General features: G+C 64.7%; 8 protein-coding genes. 6 read left to right on the forward strand and 2 right to left on the reverse strand.

What is annotated here, in order from left to right; translation table 11 throughout:
• Positions 1–13: 13 nt before the first annotated feature.
• Positions 14–11,464: a VCBS domain-containing protein gene (locus MnOB_RS25125; RefSeq protein WP_077527260.1), complete on the reverse strand. Its 11,451-nt coding sequence runs from the start codon at positions 11,462–11,464 to the stop codon at positions 14–16.
• Between the two features lie 533 nt (positions 11,465–11,997).
• Here MnOB_RS25125 and MnOB_RS25130 point away from each other — a divergent pair.
• Positions 11,998–13,611, forward strand: a complete 1,614-nt coding sequence (locus MnOB_RS25130) for a mechanosensitive ion channel family protein (RefSeq protein WP_234358332.1) — start codon at positions 11,998–12,000, stop codon at positions 13,609–13,611.
• A gap of 136 nt (positions 13,612–13,747) precedes the next feature.
• Positions 13,748–14,254 carry a DUF3015 domain-containing protein gene (locus MnOB_RS25135; protein ID WP_077527262.1) on the forward strand — a complete coding sequence of 169 codons (507 nt, stop codon included), beginning with the start codon at positions 13,748–13,750 and terminating at the stop codon, positions 14,252–14,254.
• Positions 14,255–14,832: 578 nt separating this feature from the next.
• Here MnOB_RS25135 and MnOB_RS25140 read toward each other — a convergent pair.
• The gene (locus tag MnOB_RS25140; RefSeq protein ID WP_077527310.1) at positions 14,833–16,110 is read right to left on the reverse strand and encodes an OmpP1/FadL family transporter; all 1,278 of its coding nucleotides are present in this window, start codon (positions 16,108–16,110) and stop codon (positions 14,833–14,835) included.
• A gap of 281 nt (positions 16,111–16,391) precedes the next feature.
• On the opposite strand from MnOB_RS25140, the gene MnOB_RS25145 reads away from it, so the two are divergent.
• Genes MnOB_RS25145 through MnOB_RS25160 form a run of 4 tightly spaced genes read left to right on the forward strand, consistent with a single transcriptional unit; the run spans position 16,392 to position 19,816 of the window.
• Positions 16,392–17,366, forward strand: coding sequence for an AAA family ATPase (locus MnOB_RS25145; protein WP_077527263.1), 975 nt, complete (start codon positions 16,392–16,394; stop codon positions 17,364–17,366).
• A 14-nt stretch (positions 17,367–17,380) separates the two neighbouring features.
• Positions 17,381–18,325 carry a DUF58 domain-containing protein gene (locus MnOB_RS25150; RefSeq protein ID WP_371580328.1) on the forward strand — a complete coding sequence of 315 codons (945 nt, stop codon included), beginning with the start codon at positions 17,381–17,383 and terminating at the stop codon, positions 18,323–18,325.
• A complete protein-coding gene (locus tag MnOB_RS25155; RefSeq protein ID WP_077527265.1) occupies positions 18,322–18,828 on the forward strand; it encodes a DUF4381 domain-containing protein in 507 nt (168 codons plus the stop codon). Before MnOB_RS25150 ends, MnOB_RS25155 begins: the two co-directional genes overlap by 4 nt.
• Positions 18,815–19,816: a vWA domain-containing protein gene (locus MnOB_RS25160; protein WP_077527266.1), complete on the forward strand. Its 1,002-nt coding sequence runs from the start codon at positions 18,815–18,817 to the stop codon at positions 19,814–19,816. Before MnOB_RS25155 ends, MnOB_RS25160 begins: the two co-directional genes overlap by 14 nt.

Raw genomic sequence — 19,816 nt, forward strand, 5'->3', positions numbered from 1 at the left:
CCTTGGTCCTTGCTTATTCGGTTGGCCCATTGCCCAGCGCACGCAGGCGCTCAGCGGCCTCGCGCAACTGGGCACTGAAGCCGGGGGCGGTACGGGCGTCGGAGGGCGGCGGCAACTGGGCATCGCCCTGGGTCAGGTTGTCCGGGGTGGGGGCGAACACCGACGGATCGGGCAGCAAGCCATCGGCGCTCAGGCTGGTCCGACCGTGTCGGCCGAGAATCCACGCCAGGTCGAGGTCGCTATTGGCGCTGCTGTCGTGTACCGCGCGGGAGACGAACTGGCCCTTGATCTGGCCGAAGTGCGCGTTCAGGGTTTCGCTCTCGATTTCCGGTTCCAGTCCCAGGCGCAGATCGCTGCCGTCGGCATCCCAGCCAGACAGCATCAGTTGGCGTTCATCGCGCTCCACCACCGGGCCGACAAAGACCACCGGGTCCACGCCGGGCAGCGGCGGGCGGCGGAACGGGTCGAGATCGTCACGGTCTTCGTGCGGGCCGATGGGTTCCCGTGGCGCGGGGATGAAGGGCGCGGCGATATCCAGGTCGATCGTCAGCTGCGCCAGGTCGGTCGCGCCGGCGCGGTCGCCCACCGTGTAGGTGAAGACGTCCTGCAAGACGCGACCCAGACCGGCGGCCCTGAGCACTTCGGGGTTGGTCAGGTCGATGCTGTAGGTGTAACTGCCGTCGGCATTGATCACCAGGGTGCCGTAGCGACCGGCGATGGGCTGGCCGACCAGACCCGCCGTGCCGGTGCCGTTCTCTGCACCACTGCGGATGCCCACTACCTGCAATTGCTCACCGCCGTCCACGTCCGAGTCGTTCGGCAACACATTGCCGGTGGCCTGGGGCGCCGGGGTCTGGTCGCTGGCGAGGTTGCCGTCGTCCTGGGCAACCGGATTGTCGTTGGCGCCCTGGATCAACAGGTTCAGCCGCGCTTCGGACTGAGCACCGGTCGTGTCGCGCATGATGTAGGTGAAGGTTTCGCGCAGGGTTTCGCCGGCGGTGCGCAGTGCCTGTACCACCGGGTTGGTGTTATCCAGCACATAGACATAGCTGCCATCGGCATTGAGGGTCAGCGTGCCGTAGCGGCCCACCAGGGCCTGCCCGACCAGCGCGCTGTTGCCCAGTTCGCTGGTGGCCGAGAGGACCTGCCGGGTTTCGCCGTTGGCAACGCTGTCCACGTCCTGGTCGTTGGTCAGGACGTTGCCGGAGGGATCGCTGCCGGGAATGGCGTTGCCCACGCCGCCGGCCTCGACCGCCGTGGCGTCGTCATCCTGGGCGACTGGCGTGTCGTTGCGACCGTCGATGGTGATCCGCAGTTCGGCGGTGTCGGTCGCCAGATGCGTGTCGGCGAGCGTGTAGGTGAAAACATCCACCAGGGTTTGACCGCTGATGCGCAGCGCCTGGACCACGGCCAGGCTGTTGTCGACCACGTAGGTCCAGCTGCCGTCGGCGTTCATCGTCAGGTCGCCGTAGAGGCCGCGCAGCACTGTGCCGACGGTCCCGCTGGTGCCGCTGCCCGTTTCGCTGCCAGTGCGAATGGCCGATACCGAGAGCTGCTGTCCTTCCAGATCCGTGTCATTGCCCAACACGTTGCCGCTGGGGTTCAGCCCCGGAGCATCGTTGTTCAGGCCGCCGGCCTCTATGGCCGTTGCCTCGTCGTCGAAGCCATCCGGGGCATCGTTGCGGCCAATGACGATGATCGACAGTTGCGCCAGGTCGGTGAGTCCGCCCAGGTCGGTCACCTCATAGGTGAAGTGATCCACCAGGGTGTCCAGCAGATCGAGGGCGAGCACGTCCGGGTTGGAAATGTCGATGGTGTAGTGGTAGCTGCCGTCGGCATTGATGATCAGGGTGCCGTACTGGCCGACCAGTACGTCGCCGACGGAGCCGGTGGTGCCGCTGCCGTTCTCCGGTCCCGTGCGGATACCGGTGACGGTGAGCTGGTCGCCCTGGTCGACATCGCTGTCGTTGGGCAGGACGTTACCGGTGGGGTTCAATACCAGGCCGTCGCCATTGTCGGTGATGGCGATGTTCAGGTTGTCTGCGGCGACCGGGGCGTCCCAGGCACCCTGGATGGTGATGGTGATGCGGGCGATGCTCAGGGCGCTGGCGGTGTCGCGCATGCGGTAGGAGAAGACTTCCTGCAACGTGTCGCCGGGCTTCAGCGCCTGGACCGCCGCCAGGGCGTTGTTCACCACGTAATGCGATTCGCCATTGGGCTGAACGATCAAGGTGCCGTAGAGGCCGTCGATGCTCTGGCTGCCGGTGACCAGGGTGAAGTTCGCGCCTCCCAGCTCGTCGCCGAGGCGGATACCGATGAGCGTCTTGGTATCGCCGGCGTCGACGTCGGTGTCATTGGCCATGACGTTGATGCGCGGGTCGATACCGAGGGTGCCGTTGTTGGTGCCGCCGGCCTCCACGGCGACCAGGTCCACACGGATCGCATGCGGGTTGTCGTTGCGGCCCTGGATGGTGATGGTGAGGGTGGCGGTGCTGAGGGCGCCAGCCAGGTCGCGAATGGTGTAGGTGAAGGTTTCGCTCAGGGTATCGCCAGCAATGCGCAGGGCTTCCACACGGGGATCGTCGTTATCGACGAGGTAGGTGTAGCTGCCGTCGGCATTCAAGGTCAGGGTGCCGTACTCGCCGAGCAATGCGCTGCCGACGGTGCCGATATCGGCGCCGTGGCGTACACCGACCACGGTGAGCGTCTCGCCATTGAGGTCGACGTCGGTGTCGTTGGCCAGGACATTGCCGGTCGGGTCGACCCCATCCAGATTGTTGTCAAGGCCACCGGCTTCGACGGCGATGGCGCTGTCATTGTTGGCGACCGGCGCATCGTTGGCACCTTCGATGGTGATGCTCAGCAGTGCGATGTCGGTGGCGCCGGCGGTGTCGACGACGCTGTAGTTGAAGGTCTCGAGCAGCGTATTGCCCGCCCGCAGGGCCTGTACCGCCGCCAGGCTGTTGTCCAGGCGGTAGCTGTAGCTGCCGTCGGCGTTCAGGGTCAGCCAGCCATATTGGCCACGCAGTTCGCTGCCGAGGGTGCCCGCTGTACCCGCACCTTCCACGGCACCGGTACGCACCGATCCCACCACCTTGGTTTCGCCGTAATCGATGGCATCGAGGGCGCCGCCATCGACGTCGGTGTCGTTGTCCAGCACGTTGCCGATCGGGTCGACCCCAGCGCTGCCGTTGTTCACCCCACCGGCTTCGACAGCCGTGGCGGTGTCATCGGTCGCCACCGGGTTGTCGTTGCGGCCGAGGATGAGGATCACCAGCTGCGCGGACTGGGGCGCTTCCACGCCATCGGAAATGGCGTAGGTGAAGCGCTCGATGAGGAAGTCCGAGAGCAGGCGCAGGGCCTCCACCTCGGGATTGGTGTTGTTCAGGACGTAGCTGTAGGTGCCGTCGGCATTCAGCGTCAGGGTGCCGTACTGGCCGTCGAAGGCCTGGCCGATGGTGCCCGTGGTGCCCAGTTCGTCATTGCTGACGGAGATCACGCTGATCGGATCGCCGTCCGGATCGACATCGAACAGCAGGGCGTCGCCCGTGGGGTCGAGGCCCGCTTGGCCGTTGGCGACGCCACCGCGTTCGACGGCGATGTTGAAGTGGTTCTGGGCAATGGGCGGATCGTTGATTCCGCGGACGGTGATCACCAGTTGCGCCAGGTCGGTGAAGCCGTTGGTGTCGATGATCTGGTAGGTGAAGGTCTCGGTCAGGGTCTGACCGGCCTGCAGGGCTTGCACCGTGGGGTTGGCGCTGTCCACGTCATAGGTGAAGGAACCGTCGGCGCCGATGCGCAGCAGGCCGAAGTTGCCCAGCAGGAGGGCGGCGCCAGTGGTACTGGTAGACCCGGTAGCCACTCCGATCAGGACGCCGCCTGCGGTTTCCAGGCCTGGGCGCACGCCATTGACCCGGAGCAGGGTATTGGGCCGGTCGGCCGCGTCGACGTCGTTGTCCACGCCATTGCCGCCAGGCTGGGTGACAGGGCCCGGGCGGCTGGGGAAGCGGATGACGTTGCCGCTGGGATTGCTTTCACCGATGGCGGTTGGGCCGGAGCCGGCCTGGGCGACGGCCTGGTCATCGCTGGCCAGGGGGTTGTCGTAGTTGCCGCGGATGGTGATGCGCAGTTCCGCCAGGTCGTTCAAGCCTGCCGTATCGGTGACCTGGTAGCTGAAGAACTCCGTCAGCGTGTCGTTCGGCCCCAGCCGTTGCACGGCGGTGGCGTCTTCGTTGAGCACATAGGTGTAGGTGCCATCGGAGGCGATGGTCAGGGTGCCGTAGGTACCGATGACGTTGACGCTGCCCCCGGGGGGAACGATAAACAGCAAGCCTGGCGCGAGCTCACGCAGGGCGCGCGCGCCGCTGACCCTCTTGGTTTCGCCGTAGTCGATCGGGTCCGCCGGATTTTCGCCGCCGTCCACATCCAGGTCGTTGTCCAGCACATTGCCGGTGGCGTTGGCGCCGGGAACCGGGAAGCCGGTTGGAGGGATGTCGCCGGGGTTGCCGATATCGGTGTTGTTGACGCCGCCTTTCTCGATCGCCGTGCCTTCGTCATTGACACCGACCGGGGTGTCGTTGGCGCCCTGAATGACTACCGCGAGAGTGGCCGAGGATTGCAGTGGCGGGCCGCCCAGGCCGATGTCCGAGATCACGTAGGTGAAGCTCTCGTTCAGCTGGTTGCCCGCCAGGCGCAGGGCCTGGACTTCGGGATTGGCGTTGTCGACCACGTACTGGTAGGCGCCGTTGGACTGCAGCACCAGCTTGCCGTAGCGCCCGAACACTTCCACCGAACCCAGTAATGGAACCGGGACCACCACGCCGAGCGGGGAGGTAACGGAAACGACGCGGATCCGGTCGCCGTTGGTGCCGATATCGACATCGGTATCGTTGCTCAGCAGGTTCCCGCGCGGATCGACGCCCGGCAGGCGGTTGAACGTACCGCCGGCTTCCACCGCCGTGGCGTTGTCATTCACCGCAATGGGGGCGTCGTTCACCGGGTCGAGGCGGATCACCAGGAAGTCGTCGTCGGTGCGTGCGTCGGCCAGTTCGCCGGGAATGCCGTTGCCGTTGAAGTCGCCATAGTTGCCCAGATCGTTGCTCACGACCTGAAGGAAATCGACACCGTTGAAATTGAGGTTGCCGAGGTAGCTGAGGCCTGCGAGGGCGGCGTTGATGTCGGCGATCCGCCCCACCAGCACCATGTTCGCGGTACCGGCGCCGGTAACCGTCACGCCGGTGGTTGGACCGGTGAGGGACAGCGTGCCGCGAAGTACGTTGAGGTTTACCTGAATGGCGCGGCTGGCGACGACCGGGTCGCGCTCGGCATCGACGTCGCTGACGCTGATACCGGGAATCGCCAGGGGCGTGTCTTCGAGTCCCGGCTGGAAGCCGGGGAGGGTGTTCACCGGGGCATCGTTGAGTTCGACATAGCCGGAGTTGGCTTGTTGCGCCACGCCTTCGCCCAGGGTCACCTGGACCTGGCCGAGGGTGCTGCCATCGGTATCGATGCGAATCCGCAGTTCGCCGAACTGGGTGATGCTGTTCACCGTGGTCGGCGCGTCGATGCGGAACAGACCGCTGGGTAGCACACCGAAGGAGAAGCGGCCGTTGGCGTTGGTGGTGGTGGTGAAGGTCTTGTCGTCGCCGCTACCGAACACACCATCATTGCCGGCCCAGATCAGGTTGATGGCCTGGTTGGCGATGGCCAGTTCATAGGCGGGTGTGCCGGGAACCGGGTCAGGGTCCGGCGTGGCGTCGTTCGGCGCGCTGGCGGCGGTGCCCGTGTCGTTCCACAGGGTGCCGCTGATGATCCCGAGGCCGGCGCCTTCGCGCAGCACGTAGTTGTTCAGGGGGGCGCCGGGGCCATCTACGCCGGTGCGCTCGCCGGTCGCGGTGCTATCGGGACCCACCGCCGTGCCGCCCCAGTTGGTGAAGGTTTCCGGCAGGCTGCTCCAGCTCAGGGTGGCATCGGTGCTGGCGATGGTTGCGCTGTTCGGCACCTGGACGCTGTACACCACACTGACGCTGGTGCCCGGGTCGATCCGTGCGATATCCACGGTCACACCGCCGGTGGTGCTGAAGCTGACGCCGGCCGGCAGGTTGCCCGGACCGTAGGTGTTGGCGCCGATGGTGATGCTGAGCAGGGTGTAGTTGCTGCCGGTGGGGAAACCATCGGTCAGGTGCACGTCATAGGCTGGCAGGCCGCCGTTGGCGGTGAAGCCGACCGTGACGGTGGCGGTCCCGAGGGTACCGCCGGGGTTCGCGTTGAAGTCGGTGACGGTCTTGTTCAGGCCAGCGAAGCCGGGCTCGACGATGCGCTCGAACAGAGTATCGCTGGTGGTGCGGACAATGCCGTTGACGCGGTCATGTGCCGTGACGCCAAGCTGCTTGGCGCTCTGGTTGCCGAGGCTGTTGTCCACCCGGGCGTTGAATTCGAAGACCACGCCTTCGAGGTCGTCGTCATTGCCGTCATTACCGGTGCCGAAGGGGCCATTGGTGAGGTTGCCCAGGTTGATGGTCACCACCTGCCTGCCGTTGGCGTCGGTGTCGAGCACCACGTAGATCGGATTGATCACGCCTGTAGGCGCTGCGCCGGAGAGGTCGGGCGTAATCAGTTGGGCTTGCGGGCTGTCCTCGTTGCCGATGATCTGCAAGGTACCGCCGATGATCAGGTCCCCCAGGCTGGTGACCAGCCCGCCATCGGAAATGAAGCCGATGCGCATGGTACTGATGTCATCCACCGTCAGGCCGTCGTCCAGGGTGATGACCAGTTGGTAGTTGGGGTTGCTACCCTCGGGAACCAGCACGGCGGCGCGGTAGCGGATGACCTCGCCGATGCTCACGTTTTCCACGAGCGCATCCGTCGGGTTGGGCGCGGCGGTATCGGAGAGGCCGCCAACCCGCGAGAAGCGGATGGCCTGGGCCACCGGGATGATCAGGGCGTTGCTGCGCTGGTAATCGTTCAGGACGCCGGTATTGATCAGGCCGTCGAGGCCGGTGCGTTCGCCGGCAGGGTCGGCGGCGCCGTTGATGTTGCTGCCGTTGAGGCTGGTCCAGCGGACATTGGCGAGGTTGTCGAATTCGGCCACGGACGCACCGGTGGCGTTCACCACGCCGGTCACGCGGATGACGAGGGTACCGCCCTTGGCGATGTCGACATTTCCGATGTTGATCAACGTGCGCGTGGTCGGGTCGAGCCTGAAGCTGGCGCTGACATCGGTGCTGACCCCGCCCACGGTATAGATCGCGCTGACCACAGTGAGCTGGTCCATCTCCGTGGGCAGCTGGCTGGAGAAGGCGATGTCGAACGCGTCGTAGTCGCTTCCGGCGTTGCCGTTGGCAATGGTGATGCTGAAGTCGACGCGGTCGCCTTCGTCAAAACCCAGGCCCGGGGTCGTGATCAGTTGCTGGCTGAGCTGCAGGGTCGGTTCCTGGATGGTGATCGCCGGCTTGGTACCGGCCAGGTTCACATCGCGGTTCAGCGGCACGGTGCCGTTGGGGGTGTCGCCATCCGGATCGCTGTAGCTCAGCCGGGCATCGTTCTGGCGCACGCCGCCGGCCTGGTTACCGATCACGTTGCTGGCCACCAAACGCACGCGGATGACGAAGCTGTTGTTGCCTATGTTGTTGTCGCCGGCAGCGCTGGACGCGGTGAAGGTGAAGCGCGCATCGGCGCCGTCGGCACCCAGGGTGCCGGCGGGGGCGGTGAGGCTGCCGATGGTGACCGTGCCGGCGAAGTTGGCGGACAACGCGCCGCCGGCGGTGGTGATCAGTTGATAGCCGAGGTTGCCGTTGAAACCGGTGTCCAGGCGCAGGCCGGGCGGGATCAGGTCGTCAATGCGCAGGTTCTGGCTAGTGCCTTCCGGCAGCGTGATGATGATGTCGTAAAGCATGCTTTCGCCGACCACCAGGTTCGCACCGGTGGTGTGAGCGGCGCTGGAGTCGCCATTGTCCAGGCTGCCGCCGGCGAAGTTCTTGCTGATCACCGGCGCAGCGACCTGCTGGCTGGCGAGGTCGGATAGCGGCACTGGCACGAAGTTCTGCCCGCCCTCGGCACTGGCGTAATGGGTCAGCTCGGCGGTGGTCTGCAGGGTGGCGCTGGCACCGATGGCCGCCGCGACCTGTACGTCGTAGGTGATTACCACCAGGTTGGCGCCGCTGTTGTCGGCAGCTGTACCCGGACGGCCGGCCAGCAAGGCGCCGACGCCGGGACCATCGATGAAGGTGATGGTGTTGGTGACGTTGTTCACGGTGAAGTGGGTGCCGGCTATCAGCCGGGTGCCGTCGCCGCGATAGATCAGCAGGTTGGCGTTGGCCAGGTTGCCGCCGACGAAGGACAGGCCTGGCGGCAGGGTGATACGGGTGCTGACGTCATAGGCGGTACCGCCGCCATGGTTCTCGATGGCGGTGGCCAGGCGCAGGCGGTCGCTCGCATCGATACCGGTGACATTGCCATTGACCGCGAGGATGTCGGTGATGCTGCCGCCGAAGGGCACGCCAGTGGTGCCCGGCGCATTCCAGGTGCCGGTGGTGCCGGTCACCGTGCCGTGGCTGGTGGACACCACGCCGTGGCTCATCGTGAGAACGGGCTCGGCCACCGAGGCGATCAGGGTCACGTCATCGGTGGTGAGCAGGACGCTCTTGTCCAGGGTACGGGTCTGGCTGGATTCGCCCAGCACGTTGAAGGCGCGCTGGTCGGCGAAGGGCTGGTCGCTGACGGTGAGGGTGAAATCGATGGCGATCCGGCTGCCCGTGATGCCCGTGTTCACATAGTCTGCGAAGGTGAACACCAGCGAATTGCCGGGGCCGATCGTGACCAACGTGGGGCTGTTCGGGTTGGTATTGCCGGTGGCCAGGCGCCAGATGGTGTTGGGGTCGATGCCGGTCAGGTCGAACAGCGGCAGCGGCAGGTAGGCGGTGAGCTTGAAGTTCTCGTAGTCACCGGTGACCAGGTCGTAGCTGAGGCGGAAGGTGACCGAGTCGCCGGGGCGCAGCTCGGTGCCCGGTGCCGGGGCACCACCACCGTTGAGGTCGGCCAGGTCGATATTCACCTGGCTGGTGGGGATAGTGCTGACGGTGTTGGAGACGTCGCTCTCGTCGAAGCCGCTGAGGTTGTTCGGGTCGAACAGGACGGTGGCGGTCACGGTGGCGTTGTTGCCGAAGGAGTCGCCTTCGTTGATTTCGCTGTGGGGCGCGCCCGCCGGCGGGGTGTAACTCTGGGCAACCCGTGCCTGATAGGCGAGCACTGCGAGGGTGGCACCTTGCAGCAGGTTATCGAACGCCAGGTCACCGTTGAGCCACTGGCGGAGACCGAACGCGTTGGCCAGGGAGCCGCCGATATTGAAGATGATGGACGTACTGCCATCGGCATTGACGATGGTTTGAGAAATCAGCGCGACGGTCTGGGTAATGCCGTTCTGACTGATGGTCAGGGTGGCGGTACCGGGGATCAGGGTCTGCCCGTCGCCGAGGCGGTCGAAGACCGCAAATTGACCGACACCCAGGAAGGTCCTGCCGAAGGCGAAATAGTCGGAGAGGGCGATATTCAGCCTGTAGTCCAGGACATCCCCCGGGCTGAGGCCGGTGGCGCCGACATCGGTACGCACGCTGACCTGTTTCTCCAAGGTGATGGACTTGGCGACGAAGCTGACGTCATCGCCGGTTCCGTCGAAGGCGATCGGGCCATTAGTGGCGTCGCGAGGGTCGAGGGGGACCCAGTTGCCTGCCGCAGTCGGTCCATCGAAGGTGATGGTGACGTCATCACCGGTGGCGGCGTTGAGCACGGGCACGCCATTGGCGTCGTCGTCCGGAACGAAGAACTGCACGCTGGTGGTGGTCGGCGTGTTCAGGGTCGGATAGCGGACAGTGAACTCGCTGATATACAGGTCGTTGCTGAGGTCGCCGTCGCTGTTCTGCGCCAGGATGCGCTGGATGAACGTCGGATCGGTAACCGTGCCGCCGTTGTGCAAGGTGATGGACGTGATGATGCCGCCACCGCCGGGCGTAATGGCGGTCACGATGACGTTGTCCGGCACCGGCTGGGTCAATACCACATCGGTCAGGGTCTGGGCGTCGGCGGGGGTGATGGTGACGTCCAGTTCGCGGCCGTAGTTGGGGCCGGTTGCGGTTTCGCCTTCGGGCGTGGTGATCACCTGGTCGAAGGTAATGACTGTCGGGTGCACCACATAGCTGTCGGCGTTGGCGGACGGCTCCAGGATGCTGGGGTCCGTCGCCGGGTTGTTCAGCGAGTCGTTGCCGTACTGGAAGCCGCTGCGCGCACGGATGGTCAGGTCCGGCGTCGACCCGGAGAAGGAGAAATCGGTATCCGCCAGGTCGCTCAACGCAGCCGTCACTTGCACGGTGATGGGCGGCTGACCCTGGGCGACGCTGGCGAACGGCAGTTCGACCACCACCATCTGGTCGCCGGCACGCATGCCGAAATCGGCCGCATTGATGACCACTGGCTTGCCGTCGGTTCCCACTGCCAGCGGGTGGCTGGCCTGGCCGTTGGCGTCGAAAGTCAGGACATGGGCCGTGAGGTTCTGCCCGAGGTAGGTGGCGGAGACGAACGTGATGCCGTCGTCGATCTCCGCGCCTGCGCCGTCCTTGCCTGTCGCCGGGAAGAACAGGTCGATGAAGGGCGCATAGCCGGTATCGGTGGTGATATTGGTGAACGTAACGTCGAAGTTGAAGGTGTTTCCCAGCAATACATCCGCGCCACCACCGAGGGTAGTGGTCGGTCCGGCCACCATCAGACGGTCGTAACCGGCGGTGGCAGCGGCGGTAAGGGCGATGGGCTTGTCGATATCGCCGCTGGTGACTTCCAGGTCCCAGTCGCCACCCGCGCGGGCGCTGCCGGTGTCATCGCTGGAGGCGGCGACGTCGGCGCCGGTCCAGCGCGCCAGTTCGTTGACCAGGGTGCGCCCGGCGCTGCCTTCACCGACCTTGCAGCCGTAGAGCTGGATATCGGCGCCTTCGCTGAGTGACTGGCTCCACTGGCTGAGGGGCTGGGCGAACTGGCCGATGTTGTCGGCGCTCAGGGTGGTCTTGCCGAGGGTGAACTCGCCGGAGGCACCATGGGAAAGGATCTGGATGGAATCCACCTGGCCGAGCTGGGCCAGTGCCGCGGAGATGGCGGCAAGACCATCCTGGTTGGCTTCCACCACCAGCACTTCGACATTGCCGGGCAGTTGCGCCGTCAATTTCTCGCGGCCGTCGATGCGGCTGTCCAGCACCAACAGGTGGCGGCTGGCGGAGGGCTGCTGGCCGGGTTCGCTGCGGGCGTCGTTGGGCGTGGCGTGATCAGCTGCAGGCTTGCCGGCGTCACCGGTGTCCTGGTGCTGCTGATCCACGGCCGCGGCGGCTGCGCCGTCGAACAGGATGCGTGGTTCCAGGGCCAGGGCGCGGCGCTGGGGTCTGAATGCGGGCGGCACAGGGGTGCCGGGCTTGGTATCAATATCCATATGCTCACCAAGAGACCTGTCGCGCATGGGCAGGCCTGTAACGTTTGAGATTCAGTACCGCGAAAACACCTTGCGCGCCCCTCGGGTGCAAGGTGCCGATGCAACCTGTGCTGGATGCTGCGGCGCAATGGCTCGGCTCTGCCCTGTCATCTCGATGACCCAGGTGGAGGCGAGTTCTTCGTTGCGGCCGAGTCCTGAAATTCGGTTTGTCAGGCAGAAGTCCGTTTTCTGTCAGAAATTTCTCAGGTGAGCCTACACAAATTTTTCCGAAACGCCAGCCCATCCGTCCGTCGTACAAGAAGGGAAATCCAGCTACCGCGCCACTTCCGAGGCGAATCCGTGATCGGGTTGGCTGTTGTCTGTGCGAGGTACTTGCGTGCCTGAATCCCGATTCGATTTCGCGAAGTGGACTAGGCTGCAAATCGCCAGGCCAGGAATCGGGGGCGCCTGGCGGACAACGAGAACGGGCCGGAGTGCGCTACATGGATAAAAGGATCAGTTGGTGGGGAGCCACGATCTTCTGGATTCTCTCGATGGCACTTTCCGCCATCGCACATGCGGCGGAAGAGGCGACGACCACAGTGGCGGAACCCGCCGAACTGAAAGTCGCCAACCGCAGCATCTTCGTCTTTCGTGCCACGTTCCTCGGTGAATCACCCGCTGCCCGTGCCAGTCGCGCGGGTGCGGTGATCCGCGAAGTGCTCGATGGCACCGAGGAAGCCGAGGTCAGACTCGACAGCATTCAAGACAGTTACATGGTCCTGCTGGGCGACCGGCGCGCCTTCATCATCTCGCCGAACGACCTGGATGCCGGTGAAACCTCGGTTCGCCAGGACGCCGAAGTGGCGGCGCAAAAACTGCGCCAGGTGGTCGCGGAATCGGCGGAGGCTCGCAGCCTGCGCTTCCTGCTGACGGCCGGGGGATTCTCCGCAGCAGCGACGTTGCTCTATATCGGACTGCTGAAGCTGCTCGGCTGGGCGCGCCGCAGGGCGCTGTCCTGGCTGCCAGGGCGCATGGGCCGGCACACCAGCGCGCTGAGGATCGGGGAAACGCAGCTGGTGGATTCCAGCAACCTGTTTCCCGTGGTCCGGCGCGTTTTGGCACTGGTGTTCTGGTCAGTGGTGCTGCTGCTCACCTATGAATGGCTGAGCTTCGTACTGCAGCGATTCCCCTATACGCGTCCCTGGGGTGAAAGCCTCAACCAGTACCTGGTAGATCTCGTGCGCTACATGCTGGATGCCATCGTCAGCGCCATCCCGGGACTGGTCATCGCGCTGCTGATCTTCTTCATCGCGCGGGGCATCAGCGCCTTCAGCAAGCGGCTGCTGGAGCGCCTTTCCCGGCCGGGCACCATCAGCTGGCTCAACCACGAGACACTGCAACCCACCACGCGCCTGACTTCGCTGGCCATCTGGTTGTTCGCCCTGGCCATGGCCTATCCCTACCTGCCTGGGGCTGGGACCGAGGCATTCAAGGGGCTGTCGGTGCTGATCGGCCTGATGATTTCCCTGGGCGCATCCAGCGTAGTAGGGCAGGCGGCGGCGGGGCTGATCCTCACCTACACCCGCACCCTGCGTCCCGGCGAATACGTTCGCATCGGCGACAACGAGGGCACCGTCACCGAGCTGGGGATGTTCACCACCAGCATCCGCACCGGTCTCGGTGAGGTGCTGACCATTCCCAATTCGATGATCACCGGTTCGGTGACCCGCAACTACTCCCGCGTCGTGCAGGGCCAGGGCTACGTGGTGGATACCACCGTGACCATCGGCTACGACACGCCCTGGCGCCAGGTGGAGGCCATACTGCTGGAAGCTGCGCGGCGCACGCCTGGCATCCTCCAGAAACCGCTGCCGCAAGTGTTCCAGACGGCGTTGTCGGACTTTTACCCCGAGTACCGGCTGGTGGCCCAGGCAGTGCCCAGCGAGCCACGCCCGCGCGCCGAGCTGCTGACCATGCTGCACGCCAATATCCAGGACGTGTTCAACGAGTACGGCGTGCAGATCATGTCGCCGCACTACCTGGGCGACCCCGCGCAGGAAAAATGGGTGCCGAAAGAGCGCTGGTACACCGAGCCGGCAAGGCAGGCAGCTGATGAGGATGGGGACCATTCGGGCTCGATGCGCGGTGTTCCAAGCCGGGAATAGCCGTCTCGCCCGTGAGATCGAATTTGAAAGAAGCGGAGGTCTCGCCTAAACCTTCTGGACGTTTACGTGTCGTTCAGTGTGGAAGTCGTACGTGCAGTCACGTGGCTAGCTGTTCAATAACCAAGGAATGAAAAACATGACGAACAAACTGATTGGCAAGGCCATTATCTTCGGACTTCTTAGCACCGCTGGCGTCGCGGCATACGCGGATCAGGCCGGGGGCGGCGGATGCGGTTGGGGGAACATGGTATTCGAAGGTCAGCGCGGTCTGGTTCCTCACCTGCTGGCCACCACCACCAACGGCACCTCGGGTAACGCTACCTTCGGCCTGACCTCGGGTACCAACGGTTGCGATTCCAGCGTGAAGCTCGGCTATGGCGGTCGCTCGGTGTTCGCCATGAACGGCATGCTCGACAGCATCGCCGAAGACATGGCGCAAGGGCAGGGCGAAGCACTGGATGCCTACGCCACGCTGCTGGGCGTCGAGCAGGCTGACCGCGCCCACTTTGCGAAGGTCACCCAGGCCAACTTCTCAACCATCTTCGCCAGCCCCGACGCGACCGGCGAACAGGTACTCGCCGCGACTCTCGACGTGATGAGCCGCGACCAGCAGCTGGCCCGCTACGCCAAGCTGCCGAGCTGATACCCCGCACAAACGAAAATGCCCTCTTCGGAGGGCATTTTTGTTTGCGGCGGAATAACTGTAGGAGCGAACTCTGCTCGCGAAGGACGTCGCTGGGTAGGGTGGATATCGCTCTTCGCATCCACCATCGATGCGACGTCCGGCACCTATGGTGGGTCGGTGAAGCGTGACCCACCCTACGGGGCTGCTGCGCAGCCCATCGCGAATGAATTCGCCCCCACAGGAAGAGCACCCTTTGTGGGCGGCGGAACAACTGTAGGAGCGAGCTCTGCTCGCGAACGGAATCGACACGAACTTCCCGTAGGTTGGCGCAGCGGGTGGGTAGGGTGGATGTCGCTCTTCACATCCACCATCGATGTCAGCGTGCGACCTCTATGGTGGGTCGGTGAAGCGTGACCCACCCTACGGGGTTGCTGCGCAGCCCATCGCGAATGAATTCGCCCCCACAGGAAGAGCACCTTTTCGTGGGCGGCGGAACAACTGTAGGAGCGAGCTCTGCTCGCGAACGGCGGTGGCACGAACTTCCCGTAGGTTGGCGCAGAGCGAAGCGAAGCCCAACAGCCAGGGTGTCTGCGCCCTCAGAACCGCCAGGTTGCGCCGCCGCCGATGATGTGCAGTGAGGTGTTGTCGTAGCTGCCGGACAGGCTGTTGCCGGAGCGCTGCTTGGTCTGTTCCACGTCCATGTCGCCCAACCAGATCAGGGTGTAGGCCATGTGCAGGTCGAGCCCCTCGTCGACCTGGTAGTTCACACCTGCAGCCAGGCGCCAGGTTTCGGCCATGGGGTTGTCCACGGTGCGGTCTTCGTCGTCCACCGCCGAGCTGTCGTAGCCAACGCCCATGCTCCAGCGCATCTTATCGCTGGCCTGGTACTGCGCGCCCACCGAAGCGTGCCAGGTGTCCTTGTACTGGCGGTCGACGGTCCGGCTGGTGCCGAAGTTGTCGGCGTCCACTTCGACACCGATGTTCCCGAACTCGCTCCAGTCCTGCCAGCCGAGGCTGGCCAGTAGTTTCCATTGCGAATCCAGGTCGTGGGCGATGCTCAGTACCGCCGTTTGCGGTACTTCCATGTCGATGTCCAGGCTGTCCACGTTCAGTTGCCGTAATGCCAGGTTCAGCAGCGGGTTGCTGATGTCGTCGACGCTGGGACGGTCGGAGAATTCCAGGTCCACTTTGCTGGTGTAGGCGAGGCCGACGTGGGTGCGCTCATTTACCCGATACAAGAGGCCGATGTTGAAGCCCACGCCAAAGTCGGTGTCCTTGTATTCGAGTTGGCCATCCGGGCGGTCGACCAGGCCGAGCAGGTTGTTGTTGATCGCCACTTCGGTGCGGTAGTAGGCGTACATCATGCGCGGCCCGAAGCCGATCGAGAGGTCGTCGTTGATCTTGTAGGCATAGGTCGGTTGCAGCGACACACCGATGATGGCCGACTCCTGGGTGAAGTAGCGCCCAGCCCAGTCGTCGTCGTAGTCGAGCGCCAGGCCGAAATTGCCGTACATGCCGAAGCCGATGGCGGCCTGGTCGTTGATCTGGTGGCTGACGAACAGGCTCGCGCCCGGCAGGTACTGGAGCGCATTGCCTCCTTCGTTGCCATCGAACTGGTTGCCGGCATCACGGGAGAACTGGATGTCGCCCAGGATCACCTGGGCGTTCGCGCTGATCTGCGTGCCGGGCAATTCGGTAAGGCCCGCGGGGTTGTTCATCAGCACGCTGGGGTCGGTGGCCAGCGCCGCGGCGCCCGCATTGGCCAGGCCTGCGCCTTCCTGACCGGCCTCGTAGATCAGGATGCCGCCCGCCCAACTGTTTCCGGACAGCATCCACAGTGCTGACGCCAGAGCGGTGAGTCCGATGGGGCGCATAGCTGGGGAAGTGCTGAACATGGCGCGTCCTCTGCAGTAGGGCTAATACCCGTGGTTGTTCTCCAGCCTAGATGCTCGTCTCCTGTGCGCAACCTGACATGGTCTTACACAAAGCCGGAGCTTTCTGGCGCATGAAACACTTGCGGCTAGAGTTACCAGACCGCAGTTCACGAATGCGTCCGGTGTAGGCGATCCAGGCCCGAGCAGGGCTGGTCGACAGTGCGCCACTCCACGCAAGCGTCGATGGTCAACTTTCTGAACCTCAGTCAGGGAATGGATCAGTGACTACACGCGAGCAGATTGCAGAACTGGAAGCCAGGGTTTCGGAATTGGTGCTGGGGCAGGCCCATATCATTCGCCACGTGTTGTTGGGGCTGTTGGCCAACGGCCATGTACTGCTGGAAAGCCTGCCGGGCCTGGCCAAGACCCGCACCGTCAAGGCACTGGCCACCCATCTGGAGGCGCAGATGCGCCGCATCCAGTTCACGCCGGACCTGCTGCCGTCGGACATCACTGGCGGGGAGATCCTCCAGCAGACCGCCGAGGGCAACCAGATCAAGTTCCAGCCCGGCCCGCTGTTCGGCAATGTGATCCTCGCTGACGAAATCAACCGCGCCCCGGCCAAGGTCCAGGCCGCTCTGCTGGAAGCCATGGAGGAGCGACAGATCACCGTCGCCGGCCAGAGCTACCCGATGCCGGGCCTGTTCATGGTGCTGGCGACGCAGAATCCCATCGAGCAGGAAGGTACCTACCCGCTGCCGGAAGCGCAGATGGATCGCTTCCTGATGAAGGTGCAACTGGACTACCCGAAAGTGGAAGACGAGACGCAGGTCCTGCGACTGGTGCGGGGCGAGGAACAGGCTGCGCAGGGTACGCGCCAGGCGCCGGTGCGGCTGCCTCAGGAGGTGGTGTTCGCGGCGCGGCGAGAAATGGCCGGCGTGCATGTCTCGGAATCCATCGACCGCTATCTGATCGACCTGATCAATGCGACGCGCCACCCGGCCGACTACGACGCCGATCTGGCCCGCTGGATCAATATCGGTGCCAGCCCTCGGGGCGGCATCAGCCTGGATCGCGTATCAAGGGCGCATGCCTGGCTGGCGGGCAACGAGTTCGTCTCGCCAGACGATGTGCGTGCCGTGGTGCACCCGGTCTTGCGCCATCGCCTGCAGCTTTCCTACGACGCCATCGCTGACGGCGTGAATGCGGACCAGGTGCTGGACCGCCTGCTGGACAAGGTGGCGATCCCTGCCTGAGTGGACCCATGGCCATGCAACAGACCGTTCCTGACGGCTTCGTCTATGTTTCGCTCGCCCAACTGATGGCGCTGGAGCATCGCGTCCGCGGCCTGAGTTTTCACTCCCGTCAGCCGTTGTCGAGCATCCTCGCCGGCAACCACGCCTCGCGCTTGCGTGGGCGCGGACTGAGCTTCGACGAGTTGCGCCACTACATCCCTGGCGACGATCTGCGGCACCTCGACTGCCGCGCCTCCTTGCGTTTCGGCAAACCCTTCGTGCGCACCTATACCGAGGAGCGCGACCGGCCGACGCTGGTGTTGGTGGATCAACGCATGAACATGTATTTCGGCTCCCGGCGCTACTTCAAGTCGGTGACGGCGGCGGAGCTGGCAGCCTTGTCCGCCTGGATGGCCTTCCATTCTGGCGACCGCGTGGGCGGCCTGGTGTTTGACGATCAGCGGGTGGAGCACATCCGCCCGTTGCGCAGCCGCAACCGGATCGAAGCCCTGTGCGCGGCAGTGGTCCGGGCCAATCACCGCCTGAGCGTCGACCAACCCGACAGCGAGGGCAGCGACCGGCTCGACATTGTGCTGCGCAGCTGCATCGGCGCAGCGGGCCACGACCACCTTATCTGCATCATCAGCGACTTCGCCGGGGTCAGTACGCAGACATTACAACTGCTGCGCCAGCTCAGCGCGCACAACGATGTGATCGCCATGCAGGTCTACGACCCCATTGCGCTGAACGTTCCCGAGAAGGGTCGAGTCACCGTGACCCAGGGGGAGTTGCAGGTGGAACTGGAGGTGGAGCGTCGCCAGGTCCAGCGCCCCCTGGGCGAGTTCCTCGCCGGGCGCTTGCAGGAGGTGGCCGAACTGCTGCGTCGTAGCCAGGTGCCGGTGATGATGATCAATACCGGCGAGGACACCCTCGACCAGGTGCGCCGCGAATTGGGCCGACTAGCAGGGATGCCGCGATGAGCACTGCCGCAGCGCCGAGCATCGATCAGCTCAAGGAGCTGGCCCTGCCAGTGCCTCCCTACAGCTACTTGCCCCAGACCTGGGGCTGGCTGGTGCTGTTGCTGGTGGTGCTGGCGCTTGCCCTGGTGTGCGGTTTCCTGAAATGGCGGCGCTGGCAGCGTGACCGCTACCGGCGGGAAGCGCTGGCACGGCTGGATACCCTGGTAGGTGTGCTGGATGACGATGAGCGGCGCCTTGAGGCCATGCGCGAACTCCCGGAGTTGCTCAAGCGCGTCGCGCTGTCCATGCCCGATGCGCCAGCTGTGGCGCGCCTGGGGGGCCAGGAGTGGCAGCGGTTTCTCGCCGTGCGCGCCCCGGCGCCTTTGCCGGAAGGCTTCGCCGCGGGCCTGTTCATTGTCGCTTACGCGCCGGATGCGCGGCTCCTGGCCATTCCCGACGCGAACGTGCGCTCGCTGTTCGCCACCAGCCGGCACTGGATAGAGGCGCACCATGTGGCAGTTTGACTATCCCTGGGTGCTCTTCCTGCTGCCGCTGCCATGGCTGGCGTGGCGTTATCTGGGCGAATACCGCGAGGCCCGCAGCGCCTTGCGAGTACCGTTCTTTTCGGCCATGAGCCGTGCGGTGGGGCAGACGCCGGGAAGTGGCGGTAAGCGGGGAGGGCGCTGGCAGATGCTGCTCAACCTGCTGGTCTGGGCCTTGCTGGTAGCCGCATGCGCGCGGCCGGTGTTCGTCGAGAAGGCGATCCAGCACGAACAGCCGATCCGCGACCTGATGCTCGCCATCGATATCTCCCAGTCCATGGAAACCACCGACTACACCGATGCCAGCGGCCGCCTGGTGGATCGCTTGACCGCGGTGAAAGGCGTGGTACGGGAGTTCATCGAACGGCGCAAGGACGACCGCATCGGCCTCATCGTGTTCGGCACCGGCGCTTATCCGCAGGTACCGCTGACCCTCGACCATGCCAGCCTGCGGGTGCTGCTGGATGAGGTCGGTATCGGCATGGCCGGGCCAAATACCGCCCTGGGCGATGCCATCGGCTTGACCATCAAGCTGCTGGAAACCACCCAGGAGCAGGAAAAGGTGCTGATCCTGCTCACCGACGGCAACGACACCGGCAGCGCCATCACACCCGCCCATGCGGCGAAGATGGCGCATTCCCACGGCATCATCGTGCACACCATCGGCATCGGCGACCCCGAGGCCACCGGAGATGCCAAGGTGGACCTGCAGACCCTCCAGGACATCGCCGGGACCACGGGTGGGCGCTTCTTCAGGGCTGATGATCGCAGCGCACTGCAAGAGGTGTACGCCACCCTCGACCGGCTCACGCCCCACAAGGTGAAGACCTTCAGCCACCAGCCCAAGCGGGACCTGTTCTGGTGGCCGCTGGGCGCGGCGCTCCTGCTCCTGGCGGGCTGCCACCTGCTCGCAGCGCTGTTTAGTCGGGTTTCCCGAGGCGCGATGGCACGGACGGAAATGGAGCAATGA

Source organism: Metapseudomonas resinovorans (genome assembly GCF_002003485.1).
GTDB classification, from domain to species: domain Bacteria; phylum Pseudomonadota; class Gammaproteobacteria; order Pseudomonadales; family Pseudomonadaceae; genus Metapseudomonas; species Metapseudomonas resinovorans_D.

Bases quoted from the DNA above. Each gene is read 5' to 3' on its own strand.
- MnOB_RS25130 (WP_234358332.1), top strand. From the start codon at position 11,998: ATGGCACTTTCCGCCATCGCACATGCGGCGGAAGAGGCGACGACCACA.
- MnOB_RS25155 (WP_077527265.1), top strand. From the start codon at position 18,322: ATGAGCACTGCCGCAGCGCCGAGCATCGATCAGCTCAAGGAGCTGGCC.
- MnOB_RS25160 (WP_077527266.1), top strand. From the start codon at position 18,815: ATGTGGCAGTTTGACTATCCCTGGGTGCTCTTCCTGCTGCCGCTGCCA.
- MnOB_RS25125 (WP_077527260.1), bottom strand. From the start codon at position 11,464: ATGGATATTGATACCAAGCCCGGCACCCCTGTGCCGCCCGCATTCAGA.
- MnOB_RS25135 (WP_077527262.1), top strand. From the start codon at position 13,748: ATGACGAACAAACTGATTGGCAAGGCCATTATCTTCGGACTTCTTAGC.
- MnOB_RS25140 (WP_077527310.1), bottom strand. From the start codon at position 16,110: ATGCGCCCCATCGGACTCACCGCTCTGGCGTCAGCACTGTGGATGCTG.
- MnOB_RS25150 (WP_371580328.1), top strand. From the start codon at position 17,381: ATGCAACAGACCGTTCCTGACGGCTTCGTCTATGTTTCGCTCGCCCAA.